The following is a 10,223-nucleotide window of genomic DNA, read 5'->3' as shown; positions in this document are numbered from 1 at the left end:
CCCGTTGCTCCGTGCCGGAGCGCTGAGCACCGGGGCTCCGCCCCGGGCCCCGTCGGCGCTGCGCGCCTCGCCCTCAAGCGCCGGGCGGGCTTGAATTCACGTCGCCGAGCGCGCCAGCCAGCGTCCGCCGCTCCGTTCCACCGCGATCGCCCGGCCGAAGCACTCCGTCAGCCGCTTCCCGGTCAGTACCTCCGCCACCGGACCCGCCGCCTGCGTCCGGCCCTCCCGTAGCAGCAGCGCGTGGCCCACGCTCGGGGCCAGCTCCTCCAGGTGGTGTGTGACCGTCACCGTCGCTAGCGACGGGCGGCTCGTCGCCAGGCGGTCCATCGCGTCGACCAGGTCCTCGCGGGACGGCAGGTCGAGGGCGTTGAACGGCTCGTCCAAGAGCAGCAGTCCGGGGTCGGACATCAGCGCACGCGCGATCAGGATGCGGGCGCGCTGGCCGCCTGAGCAGACGCCGTAGGCGCGGTCCGCCAGCTCCTTCAGGTCCAGCTCGGAGAGGAGTTCGTGGGCGCGGTCGCGGGTCTCCGCGTCGTATTTGCGCCATAGGGCTGCACCGTCCCGGTCGCACCCGTCAGCACCACCGTGTGCGCCGTCGCGTCCAGCGGGACCTTCTGCGCGGAGCTCACGAAGCCGATCGCCGCGCGCAGTTCGCGCATGTCTACGCGGCCGATGCGGTGGCCGAGGACGTCGACCGTGCCGACCGTGGGGTGCATGACGGCGCCGAGCAGCCGCAGCACCGTCGTCTTGCCGGCGCCGTTCGGGCCGAGGAGCGCCCAGTGCTCCCCGGCCCGTACCGTCCAGGAGATCTCGTCGAGGATCACCTGGTCCGTCGTGTAGCGCCGCACTCCGACGCCGGTCAGCTCCGCGACAACACCCGCCATGCGTAACCTCCTTCGGATCTTGCGGAGATTACGCCCGGTGCCGCCGCGGGCGCCGGGGTGTCTCAGCCCTTGAGCCGCGCCATCCAGGCCTCGATGTCGGCGGAGGTGCGGGGCAGCATGCCGGAGAGGTTCCGGTTGCCGTCCTCGGTGACGAGGATGTCGTCCTCGATGCGGACGCCGATGCCGCGGTACTCCTCGGGCACGGACAGGTCGTCCGCCTGGAAGTACAGGCCCGGCTCGACCGTCAGGCAGATGCCCGGCTCCAGGTCGCCGTTCACGTACTGCTCGGTGCGGGCCGCCGCGCAGTCGTGCACGTCGATGCCGAGCATGTGGCCGGTGCCGTGCAGGGTCCAGCGGCGCTGCAGGCCGAGCTCGAGAACCTTGTCCGCATCGAGGTCGCCGAGCAGGCCCCACTCGACGAGCTTCTCCGCGAGCACCCGCTGGGCGGCGTCGTGGAAGGCGCGGTACGGGGCGCCCGGCTTGACCGCCGCGATGCCGGCCTCCTGGGCCTCGTACACGGCGTCGTAGATCTTGCGCTGGACCGGCGTGAAGGTGCCGCTGATCGGCAGCGTGCGGGTCACGTCCGCGGTGTAGAGGTTGTTCGTCTCGACACCCGCGTCCAGCAGCAGCAGGTCGCCGGAGCGGACCGCGCCGTCGTTACGGACCCAGTGCAGCGTCGTGGCGTGCGGGCCCGAGGCGCAGATGGAGCCGTAGCCGACGTCATTGCCCTCGACGCGGGCGCGGAGGAAGAAGGTGCCCTCGATGTAGCGCTCGCTGGTCGCCTCGGCCTTGTCCAGGACCCGTACGACGTCCTCGAAGCCGCGCGAAGTGGCCTCGCAGGCGAAGGCCAGCTCGGCGATCTCGAAGTCGTCCTTGACCCGGCGCATCTCGGAGAGGAAGACGCGGAACTCCTCGTCCCGCTCGGCGGTGACCTTGTCGGCCAGCGCGGCCTCGATGCCGGCGTCGTAGCCGCGCAGCACGCGTACAGGCCCCGTGGCCTCGCGCAGCGCCTCGGGCAGCTCGCGGACGTCCTTTACGGGCAGGCCGAGCAGCTTCTCGTTCTCGGTGAGGCTGTTGCGGCGGCCGACCCACAGCTCGCCCTGGCCGCTCAGCCAGAACTCGCCGTTCTCGCGGTCGGAGCGCGGCAGCAGGTACGCCGTCGCCTGGTGGCCGCCGTCCTTCGGCTCCAGGACCAGCACGCCGTCCTCGGTCCTGTCGCCGGTGAGGTAGGCGTAGTCCGAGGAGGGGCGGAACGGGTAGTCCGTGTCGTTGGCGCGGACCTTCAGGTTGCCGGCCGGGATCACCAGCCGGTCGCCGGGGAAGGCCGCCGAGAGCGCGGCGCGGCGGCGGGCGGTGTGCGCGGCCTGCGGGATCGGCTCCAGGTCGTGCCGCTCGGTGTCGGCCCAGCCCTGCTTCATGTTCTCCGCGAGCTCGTCGGAGACGCCGCCGTAGAGGCCGTTCTTCCGCTGCTTTATCGCCTGTTCCTGATCGCCCTCGGTGGTCTCCGGGGCGGTGTCGTCAGGTGCCTCGGCCTGCACGTCGGCGTGCGACTCGGTCACGGCTGCCTCCTGCCAGATGCTTCTGCGTATGCCATCCATCGTATGGGCGTGGCAAGGGGACGAATGGGACACAGCCCTGTGACGGACCGCACCCCCCGCGCTCACCGGCGGCTTACGGTGCCAGTCGCACCGCCAGCAGCACCACGTCCTCCGGATGATCCGCCTCCAGATCGGGGACCAGCAGTCGCACTACGTGATCGGCGAGCAGCTCCGGGTCGCGGCGGACCGCCGCCGGGGCGCAGGCGGCGGCCTGATGCAGGCGGGCCATCGCGCGCTCCATCGGGTCGCCGGTGCGGTGCAGCAGGCCGTCGGTGTAGAGCAGCAGCGTCTCGCCCGGTGCCGGGGTGATCTCCACGCTCGGCGCCTCCCAGCAGGCCAGCATTCCGAGCGGCGCGGAGAGGGTGGTCTCGGCGAACTCGGTCCGCGACTCCCCGGTGATCAGCGGCGGGCAGTGCCCGGCCCCGGCGAGTACGAGGCGCCGCCGGCCCGGCTCGACGTAGCCGAAGAGCGCCGTGGCGCTGCGCGACGGCTCGGTCTGCCGCATCAGCAGCTCGAGGTCGCTGAGCACCGCGACCGGGTCCTCGCCCTCCATGACGGCATAGGCGCGCAGGGAGGCGCGCAGCCGGCCCATGGCCGCCACCGCGGGCGCCCCCGCGCCGTTCACCGAGCCGATTGCCAGGCCGAGCGCTCCGTCGGGGAGCGGCAGCACGTCGTACCAGTCGCCGCCGCCGCGCGGGCCGCTCAGATGCCGCACCGCCAGGCCGGTGTTGGGGACCTGCGGCAGGCGGGCGGGCAGCAGCCCGTCGCGTACGGCCGTCAACGCCTTTGTGGCGCGGGCCAGTTCGAGGCGGCGGGCGAGGTGGTCGGCGGCGTGCCGGGCGTAGAGGGCGATGAGGTGGCGTTGCCGGTCGGTGGGCTGGGCCGGCTCGTCGTAGAGCCAGACGATGGCGCCGATCCGGCCGCCGCCGGAGGCGCAGTCGAGCGGGACCGCGTAGCTCGCGGCGGCGCCGAGGCGGCGGGCGACCTCCTGGTGGCGCGGGTCGAGGCCGGCCTCGCGGGCCAGGTCGGGGTGGCAGATCTCGGCGGGCAGCGGCGTCGGGGCCGGGGCCGGCGCCGCGGTGGCCGGCTGCGGTGGCGTGATGTCGCCGTCGAGAAGCCGGCCGGGTGAGGACGACTGCCGCGGCACCGTCTCGATCGCCCCGAGTTCGGCGCGGCCGAGGCCGAGCCCGGTGCAGCTGTCCGGGCCGCGGCCGTCGGGGGGCTGCAGCGCCAGGTAGCCGCGCCGGGCGCCGGCCAGCGCGGCGCCCGCGCGGACCACCTCGTACAGCGCGGCGTCGAGGCCGGAGGTGCCGGTGAGGCTGCCGATCAACTCGTGCAGTGTGGTGAGATCGGTGACCCATGCCGCGAGGTGATCCTGGCTGAAGGCCGCGGCACCGGCAGTCTCGGTGGGGTGCGCGGCGGCGGCGCGTGGGAGTTCAATTCCGGCCACATTCCGGAGTGGTGGCGTGCTCAAGGCCGCCGGCTTTCACGCCTTGCGGCGGGCCCTGCATCGAGTGGAACTTCGCTGCTCACAGGCATTTGCAACCCCCAAGTCCTGCGACTGCCGTCAGCAATACGTCCAGAATTAGTCCACATTTACACGGACTGGTGACGTGATGTCCAGCGTTGCCGCGGTGTGAATGGTGGTGTCCATGGGGAAGTTGTGTTGGCTGAAAAATGACCCATTCGAGTGTCATCTGCTGTCGACTTGGCCCTGGGGGAACAGGAGCAGTAGGGCTCGAAGGAACCCGCCGCGAGGGCGAGGCGTCTTAAGAAACGTACGGTGGCTGGTACGTGTTGAATACGTGCCGAGGGCCCGCGGCAAAGAGCGGCACCATAGGCGTAAACCCGCCGCGCGAGCGCAGACTCGCGCCATGCTGAACGTACGACCCGCACACCTCTTGTGAACGACCCGGTATGTGAACGGACAGCTGTCCCTTAGGCGATCATGCCTGCCGATGTTGCACGGAAAGGACGAGCGCTGATGCGCGAGACCCCCGGAAAGCGGCGCAGGCTCCGGCGCAAGCTGCGACCGCAGACCGAATCCGAAACGGCGTTGACCTGCGCCACGCGGTGGCAGTGGCCCGTGCTCCCCGGTGCGGGGCTGCGCGAGCCGCGGGGCGTAGGCGCAGTGACCAGAGCGGCGCGGGCGGCGAGAGCGGTGCGTACGGCCGGCGCCGTGCAGGCATCCCGCGGTGCCGGCTGCGCCTGCCCGTATCCCGACTGCACGGCGGCGGGCGCCCATCCCTTCGAGCCGGGCCTGCTCGCCGCCACCACCGACGCGCGGATGGTGGGCTGGTGGTGGGAGCAGCGCCCGGACGCGCCGGTGCTGCTCGCCACCGGCGGGCGCGGCGCGAGCGCGGTGAGTCTGCCGGCGGTGGCCGGGGCGCGGGCGTTGGGTGCCCTGGACCGGGCCGGCGTACGGACCGGTCCGGTCGTCGCGACCCCTGACCGGTGGGCGGTGCTGGTGCGCCCGTACTCGCTGTCCGAGCTCGGCGAGGTGCTGAACGCGCAGGACTGGGTGCCGGGGACGCTGCGTTTCCACGGCGACGGCGGATATCTGGCGCTGCCGCCTTCGCGGACCGGGGCCGGTCCGGTGCGGTGGGAGCGGGAGCCGGTTCTTCCGGCCGGCGAGCGCGGTGTGGTTGCGGCACCGTGGTTGCCGGATGTCACCGCGGTGATCGGCGAGCTGACCGCCGCGTGCGCACAACTCGCGGCGCGGGCCGGGCAGTAGGCCCGGGGCGCGGCCCCGGGCATAGAAGGGCCCGGTCGCTGGCGACGGGGGATGCACCAGCGACCGGGCTAAGAGTGACGGTAACAAGGAATGCGCGTATCGCAAATTCGATCGTCTGAATCCAGCGAGATATACGCCATCCTCATAGCCGGGTCATACCCGACGGTATGTAATTGATCAGCTGAGAGTGATCTGCCGGTTGGTCAGGCCGCCGCGGGCCCGCCGCTCGTCGGCGGTGAGCGGCTCCTTCACGGCGAGCGCCGTGGCCAGCCGCTCGGCGAATTCGGCCGCGGGCTTCTCGCAGTCGTCGGCGGACATCGCGGACGGCAGGTCCCACACCGGGACGGTCAGGCCGTGCGCCCGGAAGGAGCCGACGAGCCGGGTGCCCTCGCCCAGCGACGAGTCGCCGGCGGCGTGCAGCCGGGCCAGCGCGTCGAGGAGCTGCTCCTCGGGGTGGGTCATCACCCAGCGCAGGTGGTTCTTCTCCGGCGTCTCGCACCAGTACGCCGCCTCGACGCCGGTGAGCCGGGCGGTCGGCAGCACGGCCTCGTTCGCGCGCTCCAGCGAGGCGTTGACCTCGGCCGTGGCGGCCTCGGCGTCGTCCAGCCAGAACTCAAAGCCGTCGTGGACGGTCGGGGCCAGCGGCGTATCCGGGTCGAGCAGATCCTGCAGCCGCGGCCCGTCATTGGTGGTGCGCTGGGCCGCCTCGACGGGGGAGCCGGGCTCGGCTTCCAGGGCCCTCTTGAGTACGTCCGCGAGGTCGCGGCTGATGTCGCCGGTGGCGGTGTCGTTCTGCAGGCCGATCATGACCTCGCCGTTGTCGCGGCGCAGCGCGGGCCAGGCGGTGGGCAGCACGGTGGCGAGCGTCACGGCGGGCACGCCCTCCGGCAGCCCGTCCTTGAGCTTGAGCTCGGCGGAACCCGCCGGCACCAGCTCGCGCAGCGCGACCCAGTCGGCCTCGCCCGGGATCCCCTCGAAGGGCCGCTGCACCAGCTCGGTGGCGGCCTGGGCGGCGGCACGGCCGTGACAGGCCTTGTACCGGCGGCCGGAGCCGCAGGGGCAGGGCTCGCGGGCACCGACGACGGGAACGTCGGCGTCGGCCTTCACCTTGGCGGTGGGCTGCGGGCGGCGCTTCTTGGCCATGGGAGATGACTCCGTCTTCGGGGCGTTCTGTACGGATGGCGAGCCTACCGCTGCCACGCCCGGCGCCCTTGCGGCCGCGGAAATCCGGTGACTTCGCCCCGCGCCTGCCCCGTCCTACAGCAACTCATCCATCCCGGCGAACTCCCGCGAAGCCGGCACGCTCGGCCCCACCACAGCCCACACCGTGACCTCACCCACCGCGTACGAGACTCCCCAGTCCCGCGACAGCCGCCGGATGATCGCGAGCCCCCGGCCGCCCCGCGCCGTGACCGAGGGCTTGGCCGGAAGTGGGCGGGTCGGGCCGCCTCCGTCCGTAACGGAAACCGTGATGCAGCCGCGCTCATCGAGCGACCAGTCGGCGCGGACGTTCTCCACGCCGCCGTCGGCCAGCGGCCGCGCATGGCGGCAGGCGTTGCTGAGCAGTTCCGAAAGGATCAGGACAGCGTCGTCGACCGCCGATTCCGGCGCCCCCGCCGCGAGAAGCTCATTGCGCATCCGTCGCCGTGCGTCGCCGACGCCCGCAGGACCATGGGTTACGGCCATGGTCGACGACGCCGGCACCTGTTGTGCCACCAAGTGCGTCACCACCCCCGAGACCTCCTCTGCCCCACGCCACGGGAGAGATGCCCCCGGGTGATGGATCGGAAACCGGCCATCTGTGATCCCTTGATGCACTCGTTACGATCGATAACGTAATGGATGCGCCGGTGTGCGCTGCGTAGTCGTCAGTCCCGCTGCGTCAGCAGCTCCCGCGCGGCCCGCGGCCGGTTGGTGATGACGGCGTCCACGCCGAGCTGCGCGCACATCGCCAGGTCCGCCGGCTCGTTCACCGTCCACACGTGCACCTGGTTGCCGGCCCGGTGCACCCGGGACACGTAACCGGGGTCGCGGCGGATGATCCGCAGGCTCGGCCCGGCGATCGTCACGCCGGGCGGCAGCCGGCCCTCGCGGTAGCGGGGGCGGACGAACTGCATCAGGAACACCGTGGGGATGGCAGGGGCCGCGGCCTGCACGCGGTGCAGCGAGCGGGCGGAGAAGCTCATCACGCGGACGGGTGACGGCGCGTCCGGGGTGCCCGTCGTCAGGCCGAAGCGGGTCAGCAGCTCGATCAGGCGGGCCTCGACATGGCCCGCCCAGCGGGTGGGGTGCTTGGTCTCGATGGCGAGCTCGACGCGGCGGCCCGCGTCCACGACGAGTTCGAGCAGGCGCTCCAGGGTCAGTACGGAGGTGAACTCGTCGTGATCCCAGTCGGGGGCCTCGTCGGCCGCCTCGTCGCCGTCCTTGTCGGCCCCCTTCCAGGAGCCGAAGTCCAGCTGCGCCAGGTCGGCGAGCTCCAGGGTGGAGACGGCGCCGCGGCCGTTGGAGGTGCGGTTCACCCGGCGGTCGTGCACGCAGACCAGGTGCCCGTCGGCGGTGAGCCGGATGTCGCACTCGAGGGCGTCGGCGCCCTCCTCGATCGCGGTGCGGTACGCCGCGAGGGTGTGCTCGGGGGCTTCTTCCGAGGCGCCGCGGTGGGCGACCACGGCGGGGCGCGAAGAGGGCCGCGGAGCGGGTTGGGCGCTGCTCATCGGGTCATGGTGCCACCCTCGTCTGCCCGCGTGCGGATGCGCCCGGATTGTCCGGCGTAAAGGATTTAAGAATCATCTCAGCTTGAGCCTTACGGGCCACTGATCCGCTGTGAGGCAACCTAGCGAGAGGGTATTCGCTCGAAGGTGGCGTGAGTACTAGAAGAGGAGACAGCTGTGAGCACCTCGAACGACGACGGGACGCCGCCGCGTCCGGGTTTCCCGCCGGCGGCAGGGGCTCCGAGCGAGAGAGGCGATGAGCGTACGGGCGAGGGGGCGGGTGCCACTCGTCCGGTGGGTGAGCCGGAGACGACTCGGTCGGTGGGTGAGCCGGGGCCGGTTCGGCCGGCGGGCGAGCACGAGCCGACGCGTCCGGTGGGCGGTTCTGAGCCGAGCCGTCCGGTGAGCGATGCGGAGACGACCGCCGGCGTGGAGCCGCCGGAGCGGCCCGCGTGGGGTGCGCCGCCGCCTCCGCCGCCCGGAGGCGGGGACGCCGGCGGGTCCGGCGGGTGCGGTGGCTGGGCCGGCTGGGGTACGCCCGGTGAGCCGCTGCCCGACCAGCCCGGGGATCCGGGCAAGAAGAAGGTCGCCGGCGGGCTGGTCGCCGGGGCACTCGCCGCCGCGCTGGTGGCGGGCGGCATCGGCGGCGGCATCGGCTACTGGGCCGCGAACGACCAGAACTCCGACGGCTCCACCCCGATCTCCGCACCCGAGAACAACCAGAAGATCGAGAACCCGCCGGGCTCGGTGGCCGCCATCGCGAACAAGGCGCTCCAGTCCGTCGTCACGATCGAGGCCCGCGGCAGCGGCGGCAGCGGCGGCACCGGCACCGGCTTCGTATACGACCGGCAGGGCCACATCCTGACCAACAACCACGTCGTCGCCTCGGCCGCCCAGGGCGGTCAGCTGACGGCCACGTTCTCCAACGGCAAGACGTACGACGCCAAGGTGGTCGGCCGGGCGCAGGGCTACGACGTCGCGGTCATCAAGCTGGAGAAGGCGGGCGACGTCAAGCTCACCCCGCTCCGGCTCGGCGACTCCGACAAGGTCGACGTCGGCGACCAGACCATCGCGATCGGCGCCCCGTTCGGCCTGTCCGGCACGGTCACCACCGGCATCATCAGCGCCAAGAACCGCCCGGTGGCGTCCTCGGACGAGACCGGCAGCAAGAACTCGTACATGAACGCCCTGCAGACCGACGCTTCGATCAACCCCGGCAACTCGGGCGGCCCGCTGCTCGACTCGGCCGGCAACGTCATCGGCGTCAACTCCGCCATCCAGACCGGCGGCGGGGGCGAGAACCCGTTCGGCGGCCAGCAGGGCGGCTCGGTCGGCCTCGGCTTCGCGATCCCGATCAACCAGGCGAAGTACGTGGCCGGCGAGCTGATCAAGACCGGCGAGCCGGTGTACGCGGTCATCGGCGTCTCGGTGGACAACTCCTACCAGGGCTCCGGCGCCAAGGTCAGCGACGAGGGCGCGGACGCGGTCACCCCCGGCGGCCCGGCCGACGAGGCGGGCGTGAAGCCCGGCGACGTCATCACCAAGATCGACGACACGGTCATCGACAGCGGCCCGACCCTCATCGGCCAGCTGTGGACCCACAAGCCGGGCGAGAAGGTGAAGCTCACCTGGAAGAGCGACGGCAAGACCAAGACGGCGACGGTCACGCTGGACGCGCGCAAGGGCGACAGCTGACGGTGGCGTAGGGCCCGGAGGCCCTGGACGGCGACGACTCCCCGGTCGCTGTCCAGGGCCTCCGTCGCGCCGCGCCCGCCGGACTACTTCTGCGCGGTGGCGAGCTGCACGCCGAAGCCGATGACCACACCCCCGGTGACCCGGTCCATGACCCGCCGCGCCCGCGCCCCGGTCAGCCACCGCCGCAGCACCCGGGCGAAGCCGACGACGAGGGCGGACCAGAGGACGCCGAAGAGGATGTGCACGGAGGTGAGCAGGGTCCCGAAGGCGAGATGATTGGCCCCCTCCGGAATGAACTGCGGCAGCAGCGCGACGTAGAACACCCCGACCTTGGGATTGAGCAGATTGGTCAGCAGCCCGCGCCGCACGCCCGCGGCGATGCCGCCGCGCTCGGCGTCGGTGGTGCCGTCGTCGGTGGTGCCGGCGTAGGTGGTGCCGACATCCGCCCGCTCATCCGCTGTCGGCCGCCCGTGCCGCCGCAGACTCCCCCACACCATCCGCCCGCCCATCCAGAGCAGATAGCAGACCCCGGCCCACCGCAGCGTCTCGTACGCGACGGTCGACGCGGTCAGCAGCGCACTCACCCCGAGCGACGCCCCGACCC

The 10,223-nt window shown here is 72.3% G+C and carries 8 protein-coding genes and 1 pseudogene; 2 read left to right on the top strand and 7 right to left on the bottom strand.

Annotation, left to right across the window (positions count from 1 at the left end; all coding sequences use genetic code 11):
• Window positions 1-96: 96 nt before the first annotated feature.
• The 3 genes and pseudogenes from G5C51_RS43860 to G5C51_RS35495 all read right to left on the bottom strand — a co-directional run bounded on the left by G5C51_RS43860 (window position 97) and on the right by G5C51_RS35495 (window position 3,932).
• Window positions 97-884: pseudogene (locus G5C51_RS43860) on the bottom strand (ABC transporter ATP-binding protein).
• Window positions 885-946: 62 nt separating this feature from the next.
• Window positions 947-2,482 (bottom strand): aminopeptidase P family protein, encoded by a 1,536-nt coding sequence (locus G5C51_RS35500; protein WP_165243878.1) that lies wholly within the window; start codon window positions 2,480-2,482, stop codon window positions 947-949.
• 73 nt (window positions 2,483-2,555) lie between these two features.
• Window positions 2,556-3,932: a PP2C family protein-serine/threonine phosphatase gene (locus G5C51_RS35495; protein WP_338118419.1), complete on the bottom strand. Its 1,377-nt coding sequence runs from the start codon at window positions 3,930-3,932 to the stop codon at window positions 2,556-2,558.
• A gap of 534 nt (window positions 3,933-4,466) precedes the next feature.
• Between G5C51_RS35495 and G5C51_RS35490 the strand changes: the two genes are divergently transcribed.
• The gene (locus G5C51_RS35490; protein WP_165243874.1) at window positions 4,467-5,216 is read left to right on the top strand and encodes a bifunctional DNA primase/polymerase; all 750 of its coding nucleotides are present in this window, start codon (window positions 4,467-4,469) and stop codon (window positions 5,214-5,216) included.
• A 177-nt stretch (window positions 5,217-5,393) separates the two neighbouring features.
• On the opposite strand, the gene G5C51_RS35485 is transcribed toward G5C51_RS35490, so the two are convergent.
• From G5C51_RS35485 to G5C51_RS35475, 3 genes are all read right to left on the bottom strand, one after another.
• The gene (locus G5C51_RS35485) at window positions 5,394-6,359 is read right to left on the bottom strand and encodes a DUF5926 family protein (RefSeq protein WP_165243872.1); all 966 of its coding nucleotides are present in this window, start codon (window positions 6,357-6,359) and stop codon (window positions 5,394-5,396) included.
• Between the two features lie 114 nt (window positions 6,360-6,473).
• Window positions 6,474-7,034, bottom strand: a complete 561-nt coding sequence (locus G5C51_RS35480) for an ATP-binding protein (protein ID WP_165243870.1) — start codon at window positions 7,032-7,034, stop codon at window positions 6,474-6,476.
• A gap of 50 nt (window positions 7,035-7,084) precedes the next feature.
• Window positions 7,085-7,927 carry a glycerophosphodiester phosphodiesterase gene (locus tag G5C51_RS35475; protein WP_165243868.1) on the bottom strand — a complete coding sequence of 281 codons (843 nt, stop codon included), beginning with the start codon at window positions 7,925-7,927 and terminating at the stop codon, window positions 7,085-7,087.
• Window positions 7,928-8,101: 174 nt separating this feature from the next.
• Here G5C51_RS35475 and G5C51_RS35470 point away from each other — a divergent pair, with 174 nt between their 5' ends.
• Window positions 8,102-9,619 carry a trypsin-like peptidase domain-containing protein gene (locus G5C51_RS35470; RefSeq protein ID WP_165243866.1) on the top strand — a complete coding sequence of 506 codons (1,518 nt, stop codon included), beginning with the start codon at window positions 8,102-8,104 and terminating at the stop codon, window positions 9,617-9,619.
• 83 nt (window positions 9,620-9,702) lie between these two features.
• Here G5C51_RS35470 and G5C51_RS35465 read toward each other — a convergent pair.
• Window positions 9,703-10,223: LysE family translocator (locus G5C51_RS35465; protein ID WP_165243864.1), on the bottom strand; the 521-nt coding region annotated here is incomplete at its 5' end.

Origin of the sequence: Streptomyces coryli, assembly GCF_011044975.1 — a bacterium.
In the GTDB taxonomy this organism is placed as follows: domain Bacteria; phylum Actinomycetota; class Actinomycetes; order Streptomycetales; family Streptomycetaceae; genus Streptomyces; species Streptomyces coryli.
The sequence above is the reverse complement of the archived record's forward strand: the minus strand, read 5'-3'. Positions and strand labels throughout refer to the sequence as shown.